Annotated in this window: 13 protein-coding genes; 8 read left to right on the top strand and 5 right to left on the bottom strand. The window is 36.5% G+C overall.

The genetic code is table 11. The annotated features are described in order from the left end of the window. Nucleotides 1–294: 294 nt before the first annotated feature. The gene (locus ACTB0X_RS15860; protein WP_463026013.1) at nt 295–1,926 is read right to left on the bottom strand and encodes a winged helix-turn-helix transcriptional regulator; all 1,632 of its coding nucleotides are present in this window, start codon (nt 1,924–1,926) and stop codon (nt 295–297) included. Between the two features lie 919 nt (nt 1,927–2,845). Here ACTB0X_RS15860 and ACTB0X_RS15865 point away from each other — a divergent pair. Beyond that, on the top strand, nt 2,846–4,666 hold the full coding sequence (locus ACTB0X_RS15865; protein ID WP_463026014.1) for a T9SS type A sorting domain-containing protein: 1,821 nt from the start codon (nt 2,846–2,848) through the stop codon (nt 4,664–4,666). Between the two features lie 215 nt (nt 4,667–4,881). Next, a complete protein-coding gene (locus tag ACTB0X_RS15870; protein ID WP_463026015.1) occupies nt 4,882–11,334 on the top strand; it encodes a PA14 domain-containing protein in 6,453 nt (2,150 codons plus the stop codon). Between the two features lie 206 nt (nt 11,335–11,540). On the opposite strand, the gene ACTB0X_RS15875 is transcribed toward ACTB0X_RS15870, so the two are convergent. The 3 genes from ACTB0X_RS15875 to ACTB0X_RS15885 form a co-directional block, all read right to left on the bottom strand. Beyond that, nucleotides 11,541–11,990 (bottom strand): hypothetical protein, encoded by a 450-nt coding sequence (locus ACTB0X_RS15875; protein WP_463026016.1) that lies wholly within the window; start codon nt 11,988–11,990, stop codon nt 11,541–11,543. 3 nt (nt 11,991–11,993) lie between these two features. Further along, nucleotides 11,994–12,395: a DoxX family protein gene (locus tag ACTB0X_RS15880; RefSeq protein ID WP_463026017.1), complete on the bottom strand. Its 402-nt coding sequence runs from the start codon at nt 12,393–12,395 to the stop codon at nt 11,994–11,996. Between the two features lie 80 nt (nt 12,396–12,475). Further along, nucleotides 12,476–12,958 (bottom strand): Crp/Fnr family transcriptional regulator, encoded by a 483-nt coding sequence (locus tag ACTB0X_RS15885; RefSeq protein ID WP_463026018.1) that lies wholly within the window; start codon nt 12,956–12,958, stop codon nt 12,476–12,478. A gap of 559 nt (nt 12,959–13,517) precedes the next feature. Between ACTB0X_RS15885 and ACTB0X_RS15890 the strand changes: the two genes are divergently transcribed. From ACTB0X_RS15890 to ACTB0X_RS15915, 6 genes are all read left to right on the top strand, one after another. Continuing rightward, nucleotides 13,518–14,906, top strand: coding sequence for an ATP-binding protein (locus ACTB0X_RS15890; RefSeq protein ID WP_463026019.1), 1,389 nt, complete (start codon nt 13,518–13,520; stop codon nt 14,904–14,906). 16 nt (nt 14,907–14,922) lie between these two features. Further along, nucleotides 14,923–16,584, top strand: coding sequence for an FAD-dependent oxidoreductase (locus ACTB0X_RS15895; RefSeq protein WP_463026020.1), 1,662 nt, complete (start codon nt 14,923–14,925; stop codon nt 16,582–16,584). A 13-nt stretch (nt 16,585–16,597) separates the two neighbouring features. Beyond that, nucleotides 16,598–16,858, top strand: a complete 261-nt coding sequence (locus tag ACTB0X_RS15900; protein ID WP_463026021.1) for a UBP-type zinc finger domain-containing protein — start codon at nt 16,598–16,600, stop codon at nt 16,856–16,858. Between the two features lie 420 nt (nt 16,859–17,278). Next, complete coding sequence (locus tag ACTB0X_RS15905) at nt 17,279–17,908, top strand: transposase (protein WP_463026022.1); 630 nt, start codon at nt 17,279–17,281, stop codon at nt 17,906–17,908. A gap of 188 nt (nt 17,909–18,096) precedes the next feature. Continuing rightward, entirely contained in the window at nt 18,097–21,003 is a 2,907-nt protein-coding gene (locus ACTB0X_RS15910) for a PEP/pyruvate-binding domain-containing protein (protein ID WP_463026023.1), read from the top strand. A 2-nt stretch (nt 21,004–21,005) separates the two neighbouring features. Then, nucleotides 21,006–22,262: a serine hydrolase gene (locus tag ACTB0X_RS15915; RefSeq protein WP_463026024.1), complete on the top strand. Its 1,257-nt coding sequence runs from the start codon at nt 21,006–21,008 to the stop codon at nt 22,260–22,262. Here ACTB0X_RS15915 and ACTB0X_RS15920 read toward each other — a convergent pair. Continuing rightward, complete coding sequence (locus ACTB0X_RS15920) at nt 22,252–25,083, bottom strand: hypothetical protein (RefSeq protein WP_463026025.1); 2,832 nt, start codon at nt 25,081–25,083, stop codon at nt 22,252–22,254. The genes ACTB0X_RS15915 and ACTB0X_RS15920 overlap by 11 nt on opposite strands. Between the last annotated feature and the right edge of the window lie 6 nt (nt 25,084–25,089).

Below are 25,089 nucleotides of genomic sequence, written 5' to 3' on the forward strand. Positions count from 1 at the left end.
GATTTAAATAAAAAGGAGCACTGATTAATCAGCGCTCCTTTTTATTTATCTAAACTTTATGATTCTTCTTACCTAGAGTTCGAAAGTTATTTAATTTAAAAGTTGAGTCTTGATTTGAAAGTTTGTTTTGCTTCTAATCGGGAACCCAACTAAAATGGTAAAAAAGGTTTATTAGTAACTTCTTAGGATTATTTTAATAAAAAGAAGGACTTCATTTTACCAAATAATTATAATTTGGAGATATAATAAATGTATTAAGCTTAAAATAGTATCGAAAATAAATAAAATAGGCAGTTATGTATTTGAAATCTTCAATAAGGTCATAAGTAAGGTGATTCGTTTATTTCGTCCTTCAATTAAAAATAACCGAAACATTTTCTTTAATGAGGAGTTTACTCCATCGGAACTTAAAAATACTTTTTGACCAATTTCTTTATTTGAAAAATCAGGTGACTCCAATAGCACTTCCATAATTTTTCTATCTGAATCATTCAGCTTTTTTTCAACTACCAAATTTATTTTATCCCAATCCAAATGATTTGAATCGCCAATAAAATTTTTTTCTTGAATCAGTTGGTTTTGTTTTTTCTTTAAAATTTCTACTTGTCGAATTAATTCATTTTTTTCATTTAAAATATTAATTCTACGAATCCGGTTTGTAAAGTAGATGATGACCAAAAGAATCAAGCAAAATAACACAATGGTGTACAGTATTATCCGACTCTTATTCTTTTGCTCAATCCGTTCGTACTCAAACTTGGATTCTTCAACCAATCTCATTTTTTTGAATTCGTAATTAAGCAATTCCCTCATGAGTAATTTTCGCTGATTATCGTTGTAGAGGCTGTCAGAACATTCATTGACAATCTCTAGCATTTCCAAGGATTTTTGATACTCATTTTTAGCCTTGTAAGAGCTATAAAGTACAGAAGCAGGGTCATTGAGTAGTAGCTTTTTATTGGGTTTTTTAGAAAGAAGTTGAAATGATTTTTCAGCCCAGAAGATTGCGCTATCTAAATTCGTTTCCAGATAACATTTTCCCAAGAGAGCATAGGCGCTTGCAAGATCAGTTTCTTGATTGATATGAAGGTGGTTTACAATGGCGATTGATTTGAAGGTATACTTTTTGGCTAAAGCATTTCTTTTTTCATGGAGGCTATCTAAATAAAAATAAGAAGTAGCTAAGTTTAAATAAGCCTTCGATATAAAAATGGAATCATTTGTTTTATGAAAGTACTTTAGGGCCTTTTTGATGTACTCAATTGCTATTGCATCTTTACCCTTTAGACGTAATAGTTCACCGATATTGTTCTGACAAGATGCTATAAATCGCTCATTTTTGGTGGCTGTAAAATAATGAAGTGCCTTGGTGTAAAATTCTTTCGCTCCTGAGTAATCATTGACCCATGTGAGCATCCCACCTAAGTTAAAATATACGAAACCAACATTAGTGGTATCATTGGATAATTCATAAAGTTCTAAGGCTTTGGTGTAATAATCTAGTGCTACAACAAACTTATTGAACTTATGATATTGCGCACCTAGGTTTGCAAAAATTTGAGCGATTCGAAAAGTGTCTTGTGCTTCGGTATAGTAGATTAAGGCCCGATCTAAACTTGCTTTTGAGCTGTCTAAATTCTCCAAATACCCATAAGCAATACCGCGCATTAATAAGGCCTTTTTTGCTAGATTAGGTAGTTCATAGCTAGTGGAGTAATCGATAACAAGCGTTGAATAATAGACTACTGAATCCGGTTTGGTTTTTATTAATGGAAGGTAATAGGCATGAAGAGCTTCAAACCGTTGTTGTGCATCTAGCTGTTTGTTTTGCCAAATTTTGAAAAGGGAATCAGCCTGAGCAAAGCCTGAAACAGCAGTCAATAAGCTAAGGACTATAAAAACAATACACTTCGGATTTAAACTCATAGTTATCAAGTATACAATTTTTTCAAAACTAAGTATTCCCCTTTAATGGTCGATTTATTGTGTTCGTTATAATTCAATATTTTCAATTTAAACCCTCAAGGGTTTAATGTGTTATGATGAATAAGTTATAACCATGATATGTCAATCCTTATTTAAAGGGCATGATTAGGAGGGTTTGGTAAAATTTATTATCTCCTGTGGTCTCATGAGATTTGTGATGTAATTTCTTAAATAAAAAGGTTGAATATTGTTTTTTTTGGAATTTCCTACAGACTCATTGCTAAATTTTGAGAGAGCCTTTGCACCTTTACCATAAGTATTTTACAAATCTATATTTGAGATGATTAGAGCTTTGCTAATTCAGTAATTGTAGTAATGAAAATCATTTTTGTAAGAATACTTGAGTTTAAGTAAAACCTTTGGAGGCTTTTATTGAGAGTTAAATTAATTTCAACCTCGCAGGGTTTCACTCATTTTAAGTCCCGCCCTTAATTTTATTTACGAGTTTAATTCTGGACAGTTTTGTCTGGACAGTTTTGAGAGACCAATTGTTCCGTTTTTGATAGAAAAAAAGACATATGCAACTCAATGTAAAACAATCTTCAAATAAACAATTTTCAAATGAAAACCTCAATCCTGCGTATAGTCTCAATCTCCAAGCTTTCAATTCAGCCAAATCAACCTGATATTACATTTAAACTTTTGGCATTTTTTAGTTTTAGAATGAATGAATTTCGGAAGAACCTTTTAAAACCCTTATTATTCGAAAGCCTCTCTTACAACTACAACCTGTTCAAACGAGTTTTGTCAATAAATTGCTTTCTAAAGCTCTGGCTACTAATAATCTGAACATAAAACTTCAAAATAATTCATTGAGAATCCAAAAACAAGTCAAAGAACCCCTAAAAATTAACGAATTATGAATGTTCAAAATAAATTCCAAATTGAGTTTCTATCGATAAGTTTTTTCATCCTACTTTTCACACTTTCGAACCTGATACTCGGGCAATCTTGGTCACCTGCAGGTCCACCAATAATAGGAAAAGATAATTCAAACATTGGATACTACATTGCAATGCCGAATCAAAAAACGTTAGCAATTAGTTCAGCGGGATACAATAGTCCTGATTCAAAAGGGTTTGTAGAGGTTTATTCTTGGAATGGTTACAATTGGATTAAAAAAGGAAATACGGTCGTTGAGCCTGGAGAATTTGCTAGTTTTGGTGTGTTGGATATGCCAGATGCAAATACTTTTGCAGTTTCAGCACCTTATAATGACTTGTACTTGAATAGTTCAAATTTGGAATGGAGTGGATATGTGCAAGTTTTTCAATGGAAAGGTGGGGTTTGGACTCAGAAAGGTGCTGACATTTTTGGAACGCAGGTTGACGAAGTATCTGGAAATTCGATCAGCATGCCAGACTCTAATACTCTTGCAATTGGAGCTTATGGTGGTTCAAATAGTTTTGGACATGTTAAGGTCTATCATTGGATTTCGAATTCTTGGGTTCAAAAAGGACAAACCCTTGTTGGTGAAAAGCAATATGAAGATTTTGGTTACCAAGTCGATATGCCTGATTCCAATACGTTAACAATCAGCGCTCCTGATTACAACGGCTCTTCAAATAGATTGGGTCAAGTAAAAGTATATAAGTATAATGGGAATTCTTGGGTACAAAAGGGGGCTAGCATTGATGGGAACCAATTTAATGAGTCCTTAGGTAGACAATTGAGTATGCCTGACTCAAATACACTTGCTGTAGGTAGTCCGTATTTCAATAACCAATCACCATATCGAGCTCAAATAGGAAGAGTTCAAATATTTCGATGGACTGGAAATTCTTGGGTTTTAAAAGGCACATCAATGATTGGGAGTGGTATTGGAGAACATGTAGGAAATAAAATTTCAATGCCTGACTCAAACACCATAGCAATTTCTAATCGTGATGTGGGTGGAAACCCTGCCATCGTAAAAATTTACAAATGGAAAAATAATAATTGGTTAGAAATGAATGCTATTAACACGTCTTATTTGGGAGGTTTTGCAGCTGGTTTGGGGAAGCAAATAATGATGCCAGATTCGAATACTTTAGCAATCGGTTCAACTAATTACTTGAAAGACAGCACTAAAAATGGGAGGGTGGATATTTATCAAAACTATGACTTGCTTTTGCCTATTGAACTAAATCATTTTACGGCAACTTTAAAAAGTGATTATGTTTTACTAGAATGGGAAACGATTGCCGAAATTAACAACGATTATTATACGATTGAGAAAACCAAAGATGGCGTAAATTATGTCGAAGTGGGAAATGTAAAAGGAGCAGGTAACTCGTTAAAGAATTTAAGTTATAAATTATTAGATTTAGCTCCGTATTCAGGTACTTCATATTATCGACTTAAACAAACCGATTACAATGGTGCGTATACTTATTCAGAATTAGAAGCAGTAGAATTTGGCAGATCATCAATCTTGAGAAGATATAACCTTTATCCAAACCCAACAAGCGGAAAACAACTGTTCTTTAATTTAATTTCAGTTGAAAGTGGTCGATTGGAATTGCAGATTAGAACAATGAATGGTGAGTTATTAAAAACTCGATTAATTATCCTAGACAGAATGGATACTAATTATGAGTTCGAGTTATTAAAAGGAACCAAGTTAGCTGTTGGAACATATATGGTCACTTTTTTAATGAATGATAAAATCATTGGAACCAAACGATTCGTAGTAAAATAGAACCCTAACTGGTTAGATAAAAAAAGGGAGAATTGTAAAAACAACTCTCCCTTTTTTTTTGTTTAAACTTTTGAGTTATTATACATTTAAATACATATTGTATTAAATTCTACGTATTTTTTAGAACCTCCTCCAATACACCTACGTATATATTGTAACTTTGATCCACTTTTAACTCTTCGGCCTCTTATCTTTAAGAAGTCAAACACAATTGCATGAAACATCTTTTTATACTATTAGCCTTAACATTTTCTACATTCATACTTAAGGCAGGCGACCCTGATGTCTTTTACTACGTCGCCGATTCAGATAACAATTTTTATTCAGTGAATAGAGTAACAGGTGTGGTCACTTTAATTGGTGCTACCGGTGTTTCTGATATTGAAGCAATCGCCTATTATCCTGCTCCAGGAGGAAATCAATTATTTGCCACGAATGCTGGGGATTTTGGGTCAATAAACATAGCGACTGGTGCTTTTACTTTTATTGCTGAGGTGGATGGTGGTGGATTTGCAAATGGAGCGGCGGGACCTCAAACATTAGATGATGTTGATGGATTAATGCTAGATGGACGTACCTTCAAATTATGGGCTTCTGAACGAAAATCAGGAGCAACTTCAGATTTAATTTTTCAAATCAATCCATTAACTGGACAATTTGTAAGAAATGCATTTGGTCCAGGAATCGATTATATTGTAATAGCAGGTAATGGGGCTGATGTTGATGTGGACGATATTGCTGTTTCTCCTGTAACTGGAAGAATGTATGCTTCATCTAATTTCAATGGAAATAATGATGAATTGTTGGCCATTAATAAATTTACCGGGACTTTTAGTGTTGCTTCTACCTTATCGCAGGATGACATTGAAGGCCTTGCCTTCTCTAATGATGGACAATTATGGGCTTCGGAAGGAGACGATAGTCGATTGAGCAAGATAAATATCTCAACAGGAGTCATGACTGACTTTGTGCCTTTAACAGGTGGAGATGTAGAAGCATTAGCAAGTTTAGTCGCAGATGCCAATGCTGCGAGTGGTACGGTTTATAATGATACTGATTACGATGGAATTAAAGATGGAGGAGAAGTTGGAGTTGCCAACGTAAGGGTGTATTTATACATTGATAACAATGCGAATGGACAAGTAGATCCTGAGGATACAAGGATTCAGTCAACCCTGACAGACGTAAATGGAGATTATGAATTTTATTTCGCTGCCACCGGAAATTTATTGACTTCCACTGTTTACTCTTCTTATCCTTTCGGATTTGCTTTAACGACCGATAATGTAGAAACCATTTCTTTTACAGATGCGGTTAACTTTTCAGAGGTAGACAATAACAACAATTTTGGGATAGCTTCAGGACCTGATTGTGATGGTGATGGAATTCCTAATTTTTTCGAAACTGGTAGAGATTCTGATTTAGATGGCGTTAGAGATAGCTGTGATTTAGATTCAGATAACGATGGAATAAGAGACAATATAGAAGGCATAGGTGATTTTGACAATGATGGAATCGCAGATTATAGAGATCGAGATTCAGATGATGATGGAATTCCAGATGCGATTGAAGTAAATTCGGGAGTGATTCCAAGCGGTTATTCTTCTTCTGAAGGAAATGTAGCTGGAACAGATGCTGATGGCAATGGAATTGTTGACTCAAGAGAAACTTTTTCAGGTAGTGGAGTAATGCTCGCTGCAGATCCTGATTCGGACAAAGACGGACTAAAAGACATATTGGATTTAGATTCGGATAACGATGGGATTTTAGATATTATTGAAGCCGGTGGTTTAGACATAGATGGAGATGGACAAGTAGATGCATTGTTAGATTCAGATAATAATGGGTATTATGATAATTTAGAGTCATCTCCTTTGCCAATTCCTAATACTGACAATGGTTATGAAACCACCAATGGGTTGCCATTGCGATCAAATTATATTGACATCGATTCAGATGCAGATGGAATAGATGATACTCGAGAAGGTTATTCGACTGTAAATTATAAGTTTCCCACATTAGTGATTGATTCCGATCAAGATGGAATTGTTGATTTTTGGGATGTTTCCACCTTTGAGTCTCCAATTGCACCTTACGATAGAGACGGAGATGGCACACCGGATTATATGGACACCGATTCTGACAATGACGGAGTTTCTGATTTCATTGAAGGAAATGATGCCAATAGCGATGGTGTGGCGGATGCTGCTATCACGGGAGCGGATTTAAATGAGAATGGATTGGACGATACTTTTGATGCAGACTGTGCACAGTCAATTGAGATAGGTGCTGCTGATTTTGCAGAGGAAGATAACACAAATGGATCAATAGATTTATCTAGCAGCGATCTAGAATTTTGTAACGATGGTGGAACCAATCAAACGGTTGGGTTATTTTTCTCTGGCGTTCCTGTGGATCAAGGAGAAACCATTAATTCTGCTTTTATTCAATTCGAAACTGATGAGGTAGAAACAGGTGCAATAACCATCACTATTCGTGGTCAATTGGCGACTAATGCAGCATCATTTACCACAACAGTAAACAATGTTTCGAGCAGAACACCTACCATTAGTAGCGAATCATGGAGTCCTGCCGATTGGAATACAATTGGAGAAGTAGCAAGTGCTCAGCGAACAGTTAACATCTCTTCAATCATTCAAGAAATAGTCAATCAAGGAGGTTGGGTAAATGGAAATAACCTAGTGATTTTAATTACTGGACCAAATGGAAATAGAAGAACAGCAGAAGTTGATCCTGTTTTAATAATCAATACAGATGCTATTGTATGTCGTTCTATTGTTGCGCATCAAGATTTTGATGGAGATGGAGAAGATGACTTTAGAGACAATGATGACGATGCTGATGGAATTCCTACACTTTCAGAAATTCCTGATAGCGAGCCCAACGGAACTCCTGATTACTTGGAAGACAATTCCAGTGGTTGTGGCTTTGGACTAACTCCTTCAGCTAGTCCTACTGCTGGTAATGCCGATTTGGTCGTTTCAAATTCTGGGGTGAATAATCCAACTCAAGCATTGGGAGTTGCAGATGCCAACGGTGCAGAATTGTTTGAGAATGGGGATGTTTTTGTATTGGATTTAACTGATATTATACCATCAGGTTCCAACTACACCATATCTTGGGCAGAACGAGGAGGAGAGTCAGGAACTGCTTCAATGATTTTGGAAGAATCTTTTGATGGAGTGAATTGGATTTTACATCCTTCACCTCCGACAACTAATAGTACAACTTTCATCAATTCAGTAGTTACTGCCAACGCTACCACTCGTTATCTCAGAATCAGCAAGGATAATCCACCAAGCTCTACTGACTTTTTAATTAACTCAATTACTTATAATGTAAACACATGCATTACTGATAGCGATAACGATGGCATCTCTGATGACGTAGATATTGATGATGACAATGATGGAGTGCTGGATGTTACTGAGGAATTGAGTTGTCGAGGATTTTTAAACTTTGAGTTTTATGATGGCACTCCAACTGGGCAAACGGTTGATAATATTCCTACAACAGGAGCTTTAGCCACTGGGACAACTGCAAATTTTGATGTGGATGCACTCCAAGTAGCAGCCGATCCCGGAGATAGTGATACATATGGGATTCGATTTACTGGATACATTACAATAGCTACAACAGAAACATATACTTTTTATACGACTTCTGATGACGGTTCTAAACTCTATATTGGTGCTACTCAAGTGGTCAATAACGATGGGAATCACGCTTCAGCTGAACAAAATGGAACAATAGCATTGACTCCTGGATCGTATCCAATTACAGTATTATTTTTTGAAAATAATGGTGATGATAATTTAAGTGTGGCTTATTCTAGTGGAAGCATTAGTAAGCGAGATATTCCATTTACAGTTTTAGCTGTAGCTAGCACTGGTTGCGATACCGATAACGATGGAATTATAAATACATTGGATTTGGATTCCGACAATGATGGAATTGCTGATATTATTGAATCAGGTGGTGTAGATTTAGATAATAATGGCCGTGTAGACGCATTTGCAGATACTGATAACGATGGTTGGGCCAATACGTTTGATTCCGATAATGGCGGAACTGCCTTAGCCGACCTAGATTCAGATACCGATGGTATTAATAATAGAGTAGACATTGATTCTGATAACGATGGGATTGTGGATGTAATAGAAGCACAAATTTCGAGTGCTTCGCCAAAACTTCCAATTGGTTCAGATGCCGATTTTGATGGTATTGATGATGCTTTTGATAGTGATTTAGGTAGTTCATTGTTAATTCCTGTAAATACAGATGGTACAGATACTCCAGATTACATCGATACAGATAGCGATAATGACGGATATACTGATTTGCTAGAAGGGTATGATACCGATAATGATGGGGTATCTAATACTTCTGCTTCAGGATTGGACGCTGATTTGGATGGATTAGATGATAACTTTGACGGTGTTAATGGAAAGAATGCTTCTACAAATGTGACGAACAATGGACAAACTTCCAGTAGTTTTCCAAACTTGGATCAAACCAACACACCTGAGCGAGATTGGAGAGAGTTTTTAGATACAGACAGCGATGGAATTTCTGACCTTATAGATATTGACGATGATAATGACGGAATATTAGATGTGGATGAAGACGCCTCTTGTTTTGGTGTAGGAACAGGAAGTTTGAATTATGAATTTTACGATGCAGTTCCCTCCGGATTTAAATTTGCCAATATTCCTACTACAGGTGCATTGTCAACTGGAACGATATCTACTTTCAATGTAAATACGTTACAAAATGCAGTAGATCCCGGAGATGCTGATATTTACTCGATTCGATATCATGGGTTTATTTCTATCTCTACTTCAGAAACCTATACTTTTTTTACGAATTCAGATGATGGATCAGGGCTTTATATTAATGGAAATCTAATCGTAGATAACGATGACCTTCATGGCGGTAGAGAACGCTCAGGCACTGTAGTTTTAACTCCTGGAATACACACAATTGTTGTTGTATTCTTTGAGAATGGTGGAGGTGCTAACTTAACAGTTTCTTATCAATCTGCCAGTATTTCCAAACGCGCTGTTCCATTCTCAGTGCTTTCTAACGCAAATTTCTGTGATACAGATAATGATGGCATTCAAAATTATTTGGATTTAGATTCTGACAATGATGGTATTCCTGACATTATTGAAGCTGGAGGTGCTGATACCAATAATGATGGTCGGGTGGATGACAATACAGATACCGATAATGATGGTTGGGCAAATACTTTTGATCCAAATAATGGGGGAACTGTTTTAGCCGATAATGATCAAGATGGTGACGGCATCAAAAATAGAGTGGATTTAGATGCAGATAATGATGGAATTGCTGATATCATTGAAGCCGGTGGAGTAGATTCCAACAATGATGGTCGAGCAGATAGCTCAACTGATACAGATAATGATGGATTTGTAAATACATTTGATATAGATGAATCAGGAACAGCTTTGCCTATAGCAAATTTTGATGGTGATGGATTGTCTAATTACTTAGACATCGATTCCGATAATGATGGGATCACGGACAATGTAGAAAGTCAAACGACAGTTGCATTTTTAGCTCCATTGGGTTCAGATACCGATGCTGATGGTTGGGACAACCGCTATGATTCTGACAATGGAGGAATAGCTATCACCTTGAGTAATCATGAAAGCAATGGAAACCCAGATTATATTGATGAAGATACGGATGGTGATGGGCAACCGGATTGGATTGAAGGATTTGATGATGATAAGGCTGGTCTGGCAACAGATGGTGATGCCTTAAACGATCTTTTAGCAAGAGCTACTGCATTTGCAGGGGCAGGAGGTAATGCTGTATTCTATAATAATTCACTTGACAGCGATGCTGATGATATTCCAGATTGGTTGGAAGATACTGATTTAGATGGTCAACCTAATTTTTTAGATCCGGATAGTCCATTTTATCACGATTTAGACAATGATGGACTGATAGACTTGTATGATTCAGATAACTTCGGGCAGCCTTCATCTTTGCCGAATAAGGATGCAGATTTAGAACCAGATTGGCGAGACACAGACAATGCGACCACATTGCCAATTGCTTTATTAAGCTTCGATGCTCAGAAGGAAGTAAAAAGTGTGTTATTGAAATGGGTAACGCTTTCAGAAATCAACAATGATTACTTTACCATAGAAAAATCAAAAGATGGTGAATTCTTTGAACGGGTGGGAATGGTCAAAGGAGCTGGAAATTCTTTGGAGAAGTTGAGGTATGATTTAATTGATCCAACACCGTTTTCAGGTGTTTCATACTATAGATTGAAACAGACCGATTACAATGGTGATTATTCCTATTCAGACCTAAGAGTTGTTCAATTTCAAAGCTCCAATATTGTTACTGAATCGAATTTGTATCCAAATCCAACAAATGGAGATCAATTGTTCTTTAGTTTAATTTCAGCTGAAAGTGGTCGATTGGAATTGCAGATTAGAACAATGAATGGAGAGTTAATAAAAACTAGATTAATAATTCTAGACGGAATGGATACCAATTATGAGTTCGAGTTATTGAAAGGAACCAAGCTTGCAGTAGGAACTTATATTATGACCTATATTTTAAATGGTGAGCCGATTGGATCAAAACCATTTGTAGTGAAATAAGAGTCTTATAAATTATTTAATGAGGGGGATTGTATATTACAATTCCCCTTTTTTTCGATAAAAAATAGTTGAGGTATTATATGACCATTTTTTGTTCAGTCTTTTTGCAGTAATAATTAAGGTTTAGGGTTAAATAAAAATGGTTCGAGGATGTACTCCAACCGTTTTTGCTTATTGCGCTTATTGTTTTGCCTAATTCTATTCCGCTAAACTATTTTTTTGTTTTTGAAGTAATAATAAAAACTGGTTATAATTGCAAGAGATGAAACAATGGTCATAATCGTTCCAGGAACAAAATTTACATAACCACCTAAATCTAAAAATAGGAAATAACCGATATCTGCTAAACCTCCTGTAATTGCTGCTAGAAAAATAGCTTTTGTATTTCCTTTCCAAATAAAAATAGCTGAAACAAAAGTTACAATTCCAATCCAGAATAGGTTGAAACCGTGCTGTCCAATAATAGCAGCAGTCGCTTTTGGATAATCCATTTTCAAAGTCGAAGGTTCAATTGCATCTGCAATTCCTATAATAGAGGAAGAAACATCGCCCACCAAAACTCCTTTCATGGTCAATATGCCTGCAAGCGTGTGTACTAGTCCCCAAATGATCCATAATACAGAGGAAATTTTAAGTAATGAGTTTAAATTTTTCATTGTTTAAGATTTTAATAAGGAAGGTTTTCTTAATAGAGTGCCTGCATATAGAAAGAAAGCAGTTACAAGACCAACAAGTGGAGCAGGAGGAGCACCTTGTTCTACATGTGTTCCAGCGGCTACTTCTGCTACTATTATTCCTCCAACAAATGCACAGAGTAAATAGAAACCTATCTTTTGTGTTTTGGGAATCCAATAAAGTACAAGTAGTGCTAATTCTAGTAAACCTATGAAAACTAATTTATCTCCCCAATTGGGAACGTTATTCATCCGTTCTACAATGCTGGCTTCTTGCATTACCTTTAGAATGCCTGCCATTAAGATATTTATACTAAATAAAACGGATAAAGTGTATCCTGATATTTTTTGTGCTTTGCCAATTTGGTCTTCGTGAAATGTTGCCATCTTTTTTGTTTGATTATTGCACAAATGTATGGCAGGCATTTTTCCATTGCATTAATGTAGATTAAGAAATGAGAAAGAGTCTATTTATTGAGTCGTTTTCTTCGAACTGTTGAAAGTGCCTCTGGTGTTATCCCGAGGTAAGAAGCTATCATTTTCTGAGGAACTCGTTGTACAATTTCAGGATAGGTTAGGACAAAATGCTCGTACCGTTCTATAGCTGAAGAACTCATTAACATGATGATGCGTTTTTGAAAAACTTCGAATCGTTTGGCTAATTTATGCGGGTCATTCAACAACGCATTGTAATCTTTTTCGGTTTGGATAACCACTGAATCCTCCAAACAATCAATATACAAATCACAGGGTTTATTCTGGGGGATAGCATCAGCAATTATCCAATTTTCTGGAGCGAACTGATATATGTGTTCTTTCCCTTTAGCATCAATTGTGTAACTGCGTAATAAACCAATTTCAACATGATAAATAGGAGTGTTTACATCTCCTTTTCGTTGTAAAATTTGTCCTTTTTTTACTTCAATTCTTTTCAAGGTTGGTGATTTCATTTAAATTTTTTGAATACTATTATTTCTCAGTTTTTGAAAATAGTTCTCAAATATTAGTTAATAGCTGTTTCTGTTTTTTTCTAATGTTCAATTTGGTCTTTTCTTATTTGTCTTGAAATGGCTCTAAATAGGGTGTTGTGAGACACTAAAATTAACACTTTCAATTTACTAATGAACAAAACTCCGCAACGGCTTTGTAATATTTTTATTTTTAACAAAATCCGCTTACAGATTGAACGAAATATCATAAAAACTGATTTTAAGTAGTTGGTTATATTGCAAATAAATTCATCTTAATGGTTAATATCTAATGCTTTTGATATAGTTTTATGGAGTATTATACCGCAATTGCTTTTACCAAAAAGTTTGCTAATTCTAAAGTATTAATTCAAAGAAAGGCTAAATTTTTAGGCAGTTGAAGGTCGAATTTTAAAAGTGATATCGTCTTAAAAAGTAATAATCACATAACAAGAAAAGAATCTACATTCATCAAAAAGTTTTTAAATTAGCAGAGTACTTATCAGTTTAATTAGATACTAATCTATTTTTAACCGCAACCATGCTGAATTTTCTTAAAACGATTCCTGAATTTGATGATGTCCCTGAATTAGAGTTAGAGTGGCTCATCAAAAATGGAGAGGTTCTTACTTTTGAACCAGGAGAAGAAATATTTAAATATGGAGATCCAATAGATAGATTATTGATTTTTTTAGAAGGAACGGTAGTTTTAAAAGCACAGCAAGGAAATCAATATAGAATTATAGGTGAGTTTCACGAAAAGACCATTTCAGGCTTATTGCCCTACTCAAGAGCAAGTATTGCCAAAGGGGTGGGCCAAGTAACCAAGTTTACAAAGTTATTGGCATTGCCGAAGTCAAAATTTCGAGAAATGATTAATTCTCAAGAAGGACTTACCACTGCTTTAGTGCACTCCATGAGTACAAGAATTAGAGAGTCAACCAAAAATGAACAGCTTAATGAAAAAATGATGGCTCTAGGTAAACTATCTGCAGGTCTTGCACACGAGCTTAACAACCCCTCTGCAGCTATTGTTAGAAGTGCTCAAACATTAAGTAGTCACCTGAAATTACTCCCCGAGAACTTTAAAACAGTCATTAAAATCCGGATGACGGATGAACAAGTGAATATAGTAAATAGCTTGCTTTTTGATAAAATAGAAAGCGGGGTAAAAAGTCTATCGATGATGGAACGTTCTGAAAAAGAAGATGAAATCATTGATTGGATGGAATTGCATCAAATAGAAAATGGGGATGAATTAGCTGAGAACCTAGTTGAATTTGGTTTTGAATTAAACGATTTAGACAATGTAAAGGAAAATGTATCAAATACTGACCTTCCTGCTATAATCAATTGGATGAATCAAAACTTAACAACGGAAAGGTTGGTAAAAGAAATTGAAGAAGCCTCTCAGCGGATTAACAAGTTGGTTTCTTCTGTAAAGAGTTATACCCACATGGATCAAACTCCTGAAAAAACTCCTACAGATATTCATATAGGCTTGGAGAATACATTGAACATGCTAAACCATAAAATCAATAAAGCGAAAATTAAGGTTATCCGTGATTTTGATAGCAATTTGCCAAAACCGAGTATTTTAGCAAGTGAAATGAATCAAGTTTGGACAAACTTAATTGATAATGCGATTGATGCGCTTGAGGATTCTGAAGAACGCGAATTAACGATAAAAACCTATCAAGAGAAAGAATTTATAAATGTTATTATAGCAGATTCGGGAAGTGGAATTCCTGCAGAAATTCAATCAAAGATATTTGACCCCTTTTTTACAACCAAAGAAATTGGAAAAGGAACTGGACTTGGTATGGAGGTCGTATTTCGAATAATAAAAAATCAACACCATGGTTCGGTTACCTTTAATAGTGAACCAGGGAAAACAGAATTTAAGGTCTGTTTTCCAATGAATATTTAGTTTTAATAGAAAGGCAATGAAGAAACCCATTATATTTTTAGTTGATGATGATCCTGCAGTTATAAAGGCTGTAGAAAGAGACATTAAGTCGAAGTTTAGAGCTGAATATCGAATTTTAGCCACCCAATCCGCAACGGAAGCGTTAGAGTCTTTAACTGCTTTAAAAAATAAAGGAGAAGTAGTTGCACTTTTTTTATCAGATCAACGAATGCCCGAGATGTTAGGTGTCGAATTTTTAGAAAAAGCAAAAGCTGTTTATCCATTCGCAAAGCGAGTATTACTGACTGCTTATTCTGATACGGATGCTGCGATTAAAGCCATAAATGATGTGCAGTTGGATTATTATTTAATGAAACCTTGGGATCCACCTGAAGAAAAATTGTTTCCGGTAATACAAGATCAACTGGAAGAATGGCAAAGCACCTATAAACCAACTTTTGATGGCATAAAAATTATTGGGTTCCAATGGTCTCCAAAGTCACATGAAATAAAAGATTTTCTATCAGGAAATTTAATTCCATATCTATGGTTAGATTTTGAACGGGCAAAAGAGGGGAAAGAATTGTTTCAACTTAATAACCTTGAACTTGCCGATTTGCCGGTTGTTTTCTTTGAAGATGGGAGTTTTTTAAAGAGTCCATCATTGGTAGAAATAGGCAACAAAACTGGAATGAGTTCTATTGCCAAAAAAACCATGTATGATGTAACCATTATAGGTGCAGGACCTGCCGGACTGGCAAGTGCTGTTTATGGTGGGTCTGAGGGATTAAATACATTATTGATTGAAAAGAGAGCACCTGGAGGCCAGGCAGGAACAAGTTCAAGGATTGAGAATTACTTGGGTTTTCCGAATGGATTAAGTGGGGCAGATTTATCTCGAAGAGCCATTACGCAAGCAACTAAATTTGGAATTGAATTTCTTTCCCCTCAAGAGGTGTCTGGTATTTCAACAAAAGATGGATATAAGATTGTTGAACTATTAGATGGATCACTTATCAATACAAAAAGTATCATCATTACTACAGGTGTCGATTATAGAAAACATCCTGCAAAAGGTATTGATGATTTTACTGGTGCAGGAATTTACTATGGTGCGGCAACTACCGAAGCGAATGCCTGTGAAGATGAAGATGTTTACCTTGTTGGAGGAGGGAATAGTGCTGGTCAGGCAGCGATGTATTTATCAAAGTTTGCCAAAAATGTATTCATCACCGTTCGGAAACCTGACTTATCCTCAAGTATGTCTTCTTATTTAATTGATCAAATTAACAAAACCCCAAATATTAAAGTGTTGGGATCAACAGAAGTGGTTGCTGTTAGTGGAGATCAAAAACTGAAAGAAATAGAGCTGTTTGATATAAAATCTGAAAAAAACAGAACAGTAGCTGCAGCAGCCTTATTTATATTTATTGGGGCTAAGCCGATTACAGATTGGTTGAAATTAGACATCTTGAAAGATGAGCGTGGATTTCTAGAAACTGGAAATGCGTTGACTAAATACGCCAACTTTAAAAATGTTTGGAAACTTGAGCGAGAGCCCTATTTATTAGAAACCTGCTTACCAGGTATATTTGCAGCAGGCGATGTTAGATCAGGTGCTATGAATCGTGTTGCATCTGCAGTAGGAGAAGGTTCCATGGCTATAAAATTTGTACACGAATATTTATCTGAAAATTAATCCAAATTAAACGATGAGCTGCAGTCATTTGAAAAATTTTAAGGTTTTAAAAACAGCTGAAAAGTATGCATGTGATGAATGTGTGAAAACTGGTGATAGTTGGGTACATCTCAGGATATGTCAAGACTGTGGTGCGACTCTTTGTTGTGATTCTTCACCTAATAAACACATGACGAAGCATTTTCAATTGGAAGGTCATGCCCTTGTGATATCAGCAGAACCCGACGAAAAATGGGCTTGGTGTTATTTGGATGAACAAATTGTCGGCTATTGATTTAAGTTGGGCCAATTACTTACCAACCCTCCAAGGGTTAGTAATCAGCTTGAAAGTAACCCTTGGAGGGTTTTAGAGCATTTCATGCTGCATGAAAGTAACCCTTGGAAGGTTTTAATGCAGAGCATATTATGCTGCATGAAAGTAACCCTTGGAAGGTTTTAATGCAGAGCATATTATGCTGCTTGAAAGTAACCCTTGGAAGGTTTTAATGCAGAGCATTTTATGCTGCTTGAAAGTAACCCTTGGAGGGTTTTAATGCGAGCATTTTATGCTGCTTGAAAGTAACCCTTGGAGGGTTTAATGCTGAGCATATTATGCTGCATGAAAGTAACCCTTATAGTGTTTAAGAATCAGCATCATTTGATAAGTTATTCAACTTTTAATTAACTTAATAGAATTTTCTAATTCAATAAATCAATGAAAGCCGATAAATTTTATCACATCTATAACAGAACCAATAATAAAGAATTGTTATTTAAAGAAGTAGAAAACTATCGTTACTTTTTGAGTCAATTTCAAAAGTATATCTCTCCAATTGCTAATGTATATGCATATTGTCTCATTCCCAATTATTTTCATTTTGTATTGCAAATAAAACCTGATCAAGATTTAAAGCGTTTTTTTGCTGAAAAGATTGTAAAAGCAAACACTAAATCTTCAATGGAGATGGCGCCACTCATTAGCCGACTAATGAGCCTTCAATTCAGTCACTTTTTCAATTCTTACACTCAAGCGATCAATAAACGTTATCGACGAAATGGAAGTCTTTTTTCACCCAATTTCAAAAGAAAAGAAATAGACACTAAGAATTATTTAATTCAGGCAATCATCTATGTGCATTTAAATCCTGAGAATCATGGAGTCGTAGATCGATTTTATGAATATTTACATTCTTCATACAAAAGTATCTTGTCAAAGAATAGTAGCTTAATTGAAATAAATGAAGTAATTGAACTATTTGAAGATGAAGAAAATTTTAAAGCCGTTCACAATAAGCGATTAGTAAATGAGGAAACTATTCTTGAAATAGAAGAAGAGGATGATTAGCTAACCCTCCAAGGGTTAGTAATCAGCTTGAAAGTAACCCTTGGAGGGTTAGTAGGCTGAATGAAAGTAACCCTTGAAGGTTTTTGTACAGAATTTCAATTGAAAAACGTTCCTTAAAGCTATCAATTAATAAGGCGTATAATTGTTAACTTTAGTACCAAATCACAAACCGTTTTAACCGTTATCTTTTGAAAAAAAATCTGTCGATCGCACTATTTATTATCTTCTTATTTTTTACTTCTAATGCTATTTCTCAATCGGTTGACACTGATGGATTAAAGAAAATAGTTCAAAATTTAAAATCAGACCCAAGAGGGCCTTATCAAGACATCAAATGGTTTTGTACTGATGGCAGTATTTTAAATCCCCAAGAAAGGTGTCCGCAACCTGGAGGAGTGCAGCATGCGCGGTTAAAAGCTTCCATGATTCAATTGGAAAAGAGCAATGGTTTGTACTTTAATCAAGTACTTACAGGAATCGATTATGAAAGTTTTTGGAACGACAAACAATTGAATAGCCGCATTAAGCAATATCAACTGCAAAAATACTTGAAGTTGGTAGACAACGGTTGGATTTACCGAAAGGCACAATACTACCGAGGGGCATTGCAGGTAGAAGATGAAGAAGCGTGGGGAATTGAGTTTTACCAATGGTTGCTTTCACAAGACAAAGAGGTCGCTCAAAATTTTTACCTGATTCGTCAGAGTTTGTTGGACATACCGCACAAAGGAGACAACAGTTTAGCACAGCGAATACGAGGAACCTCTAAAGTTTTATCCGATGAAATGCCATCGTTTATGAACCTTAGAATCAAATTGCACGGACAGCCAGGAGAAGGCGATATCGCTAAATTGAAACAATTTAAGTCGAATAATGCAGCTAAGATTTCGGCCACTCAATTGAAGAAGTTTGATGAATTGATTGCTGATTTAGAAACCTTTTACCAACCTGTAAAAGCGGAGGAACTAAAAGTTTACGTAGATGGATTAAAGTCTAATCCGGAGTTATACAAAAGCATTACCGCCTATTTATCGGCTTATAAAACTTCTGAAAGCAGTTTGAAACGATTGGAACGAACAGCTGATTTGATGTGGGAGATTCGATTGACAACCAACGAAAAACAAACTGCTAAAGAACGATTAAACCTGTTGGAATTATCCATCCAGTTGGAAGCAGTAGCTTTTAAAGAAGTACCTAAAATAAAGAGTGTTACGCTGAAAGAGTTGATTCAAAAAATCAACTATTTATCCAAAGCAATGGCAGCAACAGGTGCCTTAGAGATCTGGGAATGGAAAGCGTTGGAACCTCGTTTGAAATTACCTGCATCGGAATCTGTTTCATTGGCTCAGTTGAATGACTATTTATTTGCCTCCAGAAGTGCAGTAGAATGGGGAGTTGGAATGACAAAAGCGGTATATAAAAATGTAATTGATTTGTACGCTCCTTTTGAGCTGCAAGCACAAGGATTTGTAGACGATAGAATTCGAGCAACCATCGGATTGGCCTTGGGTGAAAGTGTGGGGCAGTTGAATGATTTAATCGCCAAGAAATCAGGAATCAATAATGCTGTTTTTAATTTGCCCAACCAAGGACAGATAAGAGGATTAAATCCTGGATATGCCAAAGGAGAATTAGTCGTGGTTGAGAATGAGTCTGAAGATTTGGAGATTTCATCAGATAAGATTTACATCTTTCAGCGACCGCCGTCTGATTTAAAGCCTATTGCAGGAATAGCAACGGTGAGCGAAGGGAATTTAGTGTCGCATGTGCAATTGTTGGCGCGGAATCTTGGGATTCCAAATGCGGTACTTTCCGATGAAAACATGGTGCAATTGAAGAAAATGGCCGGGAAAGTAATTTTTTATTCGGTAAGTCCTGCAGGATCTGTAGCGATGAAGCTTGAAAAAGACATGACAGAAATCGAGAAAAATCTATTCTTGAAAAAAGAGCGAAATACTGAAAAGATAGGAGTGGAGGAAGATTTAATCCGATTGGATCAAACCAAATTGTTGAACCTTCGAAATGTGAGGGCATCGCAATCTGGAAAAATTTGCGGACCAAAGGCGGCGAATTTAGGCCAATTGAAAGCGGTGTTCCCTGATAATGTAGTGGAAGGGTTGGTTATGCCGTTTGGTGTATTTAAGGCGCACATGGATCAACTAATGCCTGATCAAACTCAAAGCTATTGGCAATTTTTGAATGCTATTTTTGAGGAAGGCAACCGAATGCGAAATAGTGGAATAGAAGAGAAAAAAGCAGACGAATACGAATTGGAGCAGTTGGTGATTTTACGCGCTGAGATTCTAAAAATGCCTTTTTTACCTGAATTTATTCAGGACTTGGAACAAGGATTTTTGTTGGTTTTGGGAAAACGGATGGGCAAGATTCCAGTATTCTTGAGAAGTGATACTAACATGGAAGACTTGAAAGATTTTACTGGTGCCGGTTTGAATCTAACCATTTTCAATGCCGCTGATAAAGGCCGAATTCTGCAAGGAATTCGGGAAGTTTGGGCATCACCATATAGTGAGCGAAGCTACAAATGGCGTCAGAAATACTTGAGCAATCCAACGTATGTGTTTCCAAGTATTCTGATTATCCCAAGTGTGGATGTAGACTACAGTGGCGTATTGATCACTAAAGGTATCACCAATAGAAAAGCAGAAGACTTGACGGTAGCTTTTAGCAGAGGAGCAGGTGGAGCAGTTGATGGTCAGGCAGCAGAAACGAGATTGATTACCGCTACCAATAATACATTGCTTTCTCCATCAAGAGATATGACGTACAATAGATTGCCCGTGACTGGAGGTTCTGAGAAAACAATGGCAGCTTTTAATCGTCCGATATTGAACGAAGGTAATTTGGCAGAAATAAGAACTCTTTCAGCCGAACTTCGGAAAACATTGCCCAATACTCCTGGGATAAGCTCAGAAGGACCTTACGATGTGGAGTTAGGATTTAAAGACAATAAATTGTGGCTGTTTCAGGTGCGGCCGTTTGTGGAGAACAAGAAAGCCCAAGCTTCGGCTTACCTTGAATCCATCACGCCAAAAGTAAACCTCGAATTACAAATTCCAATATCTAGCAAACTGTAACCATGAAAACGAATCAACTAAAAGTACTATTGACATTGAGTTTTTGCTTGTTTTTCACCTTTTCAGGCGGTTACCCAATTGATGGTTTTGAGCACAGTCACATTCGTCGTTTATTGAGGCTTCAATTAATTCTGGATGGAAAAATTAAGGAAGCGAAACCTTTACCTGGAATGTTGAAGTCGATCAATGATATACAGTTGAATTTGTTGGGACAAAGAGGCGATAGTTTGGATAGTTTACCTGCTCCTGATGCTCAATTGCAAAAGTCGATTAATGGGTTATTCCCTGGGTTGAATGAAAGTTATTCAGTAACCATTTTGGACATTACACCTGGTCGACCGATTCGTTTTGCGCAGCGTAAAGAAAATAGAGGGTATCAGCCCGGAAGTGTGGGGAAATTGGCTGTTTTGACTGGAATGTTTGTAGAATTGGCTAAGATTTATCCCGATTCTTATGAAGATCGAGCGACCCTTTTGTGCAATCGAATTGTAAAAGCCGGACCATGGGGATTGACGGATAGTCATACTGTTCCGCATTACAATGCAGAAACCAAAGAATTTAAAAAGCGACCGGTGGCAGCCTCAGACATGTTTACTTTGTTTGAATGGGCAGACCATATGGTGAGTGTGAGTAATAACGGAGCCGCCAGTGTATTGTGGAGAGAAGTGGTGTTGATGCGTGCTTTTGGTGAGAAGTATCCTCATTTAACACAAGAAGAAGCCGATCAATATTTTGCAGAAACCCCTAAAAAAGAATTGAGTACACTAGCTATGGAAGTGGTGAATCAGCCATTAAGAGAATTGAATATTGGAGAAGACGAATGGCGTTTGGGAAGCTTTTTTACAAAAGGTGGAAGCGGAATAATTCCGAGTAAAGGCGGCAGTATCGGCACCACTCAAGGGTTGATGAAGTATTTAGTAGCCATGGAAAGAGGACTAATTGTCGATCAAAATTCGAGTTTAGAAATCAAGCGATTGTTGTATCAAACAGACCGAAGAATCCGATATGCTTCATCGCCAGCTTTAAAAGAGGCAGCCGTGTATTTCAAGTCTGGGAGTTTGTATAAATGCCGACCAGAAGAAGGGTTTAAATGCGGCAAGTACATGGGAAATATTGACAATTACATGAATTCTATTGCAATAGTAGAACAACCAAATGGAGCCACTTATATGGTGTGTTTGATGAGTAATGTATTGCGAAAAAACTCCAACCTAGATCACTTGAACATTGCGACGAGTATTGACCGGATTATGAAGTGAATTTAGCCAATGCATTCTGAGCATAATCCCTCACTTTAGAGTTACTATCCTTTAATAATTCTTTGAGCAAGGGCTGATATCTAGCATCTTTTAGGTGACCGATGAGATAGATAACTGCCAACTTTAGCTTGGAATCGTTTCGGCTTAAAATCAACTTATAACATTCAAATTCTCCCATTTCTTTCAAGTCTAATTCCCGTAAAATTTCTTCACTAATAGAATCCAGAATGGAAACCTCAATAATCGGAATCAACAGCCGTTTTAAGTCACCTTCCAGTAGATTATCCAAGTATTCGATGGCATTGATGCGCGTATCGGTTTGCTCACTCTGAATGGCTTCATACGCCTTGCTCATGTCAGCTGAAGGGTAGTTGAGTCCCAATAAACCAAAGATGCGCTCCAAATGACTTTCCATTCGGCTTTCCAATAACTTCATTAAGCTTTGGCGTGCTTCAACGAGTTCCATACTTGGCTGACTGCTTTTATCTTTGTTGTGAAAAACGACCAACACTTGCGTATGAATCATATTCAGTGTTTGCAGGTAAATTTTACATTCTTTATTGATTTTTTCGATGACATCCCTTTTTCGAATATTCAACAATGGAAAGTGAGCATGAATTTTATTCAACGATCGAATGCTTTCCAACCGCACTGCTAAATCTTCATGATCCAATAAAACGAACAATTCTGCAACAGCCTTTTGAGATTCAAATTGCTCCAACACACTTGGGATGAAATGCAATGCATTTTGAGGCACCTCTTTTTGTCGCACTCTTTTCCCCAGCTCCTCAATCATTTGAAATCCATATTGAAAGAGCGCATGTTTCGCTTCATTTCTATGGAGTTTACTGCCCAATAACTCAATATAATGACCAATAAATCGATCATTAAGAGTAAAAGCTGTGGATGCTATGGCCTGACTAACGATCACCGGATTCTCATGCGACAAGTATTTTTCGAGTAATTCGAGGTCTTCGTCTTGTTGTAAAAGTGCTCTAATTTTTATGGTGATGATTTCAAGAAATTGCTTCAAATCTTGGTCTGGAGTGGAATCAATAATTTCAACCGTTTGATTTAACTTTTTAAGGATAAAATCTTTGTATCTCAAGGTAAAACTACTTCTAGCGTTTTCTACCAAAGCCAAAAGCGCTGTAGCACTGATGTAATGGTCTGACAAGTTCAAGTATTTCTCCATCAGGTGTTGCTTGTCTTCTTTGGTGTAACGAAGCAAGTACAAAAAGGACTCTACACGTATGTCTTCTTCTTGATGGGTTAAGAGCGAATTAATCTCCTGATCGGGGATGATGGGTTCTTTAAAAAAACGAAGCAACTGAATCGTCTTTGCAGCCACTTCTTTATTCTCATGATGAATTAAGGGCAATAAATATTTTTGAAAACGAGGATCGGTAATTTGTTTCAATTGATCCAATAAGTACAAGATCTGTGGTACTTTATTGTCGGCAATGATTTTTTGAAAGCTATCAATTACCGTATTGGCCTTGGTCAATTTTAAAGCAGCCTTTTCAGCTTTTTTCCCAGTGTTTATGAGTTGAAAGGAGTTTAAATACTCTTTTCGAACCTTAAAAACCAACCAAACCCAAACGCCACTTAATATAAAGATGACCCCGCTTACGACTTCGGTTCCCAACTCCAATCCGTTGATGATGAAGATTAGAATAAATCCTGCTATTCCTGTGGCTACACTGTCCACTACCACGTCGATAAACGTCTTGGTGCGTTTCTTAATTTCGAATGGAACTGGCAAGCCTAGGAGTTCAACTGCCGACTTATTCACACTTTGTTTTAAACTTCCGTCGATGGCTTTTAGAATAACGACCGCCCATAATTCAGGGAAAGTAAAGGTAATGAGTGCTCCAAAAGCGATTCCCAAAGGTAGAATCAACAAGGATTTTCCGACGCCATAATTGCCCACAATCCATCGGGTAACCAATACTTGAACGAGCAGAGAAATGAGGTTGAAGTTACTCGACCAAAAAGCAAAGAACTGCGCCAAATCATCCGAGTTGGAAATGATGGAAGAGGCGATGTCACTGAATTGATATTCTACCAATTTCGCGACCAGTACACTCATTCCTAAAATAGCAGCGAGGTAAGTCAAAAGTTTAGACTTCAATATGGATCGGACTGGATTATCACTCAAAAAGGATTGCCTTTTTTTCCGCTTGAATTGACTGTATTTCCCGGCGCTATTTTTCCAAATCATTAAGTTGATTGGGATACAAAGAATGAGCAAGAAAGCAGCAACAAACAACAACGGTTCTGTTCCAGTAAATTCAACCAGAATAGAGGTGAGGTAACCTCCCAAAATTCCACCTAAAATAGCTCCGGCACCAATGAAACTAAAAATCCGTTTGGCTTCACGGACGTTAAAAACCACATTGGCCAAGATCCAAAATTGGGATCCGCTGAGCACGGCAAAAATGGAAGTCCAGATGTAAAAAATGTAAATGACCCAACCCACATTCACTTTGTAAATCAAGAGGAACCCAAATGAAATGAGCGCTATGGCAGAAATAATTAACGTTCTGAGAATGACAGAAATTAATTTCAGTCGATTTAACGTATTGGAGTAAACAGTGGAGATTAAAATAGCGACAACAGCCAACAGCACATAAGCTTGCGGTAGACTTTCTACTCCAAACCGATTGATGAATAAGGCATTTACAATCGGTTTGACAATCAGTAAAGTGGCAATGATCAAAAAGATACAGGCCTGAAGGAGCATGGCAATTTTAAACTCCCCTTTTCGAATATCGAATGTCTTTTGAATCAGTTTCCGTATAGCACCACCTAAATTCATGCGTTT

The organism is Acidiluteibacter sp., from assembly GCF_055129545.1.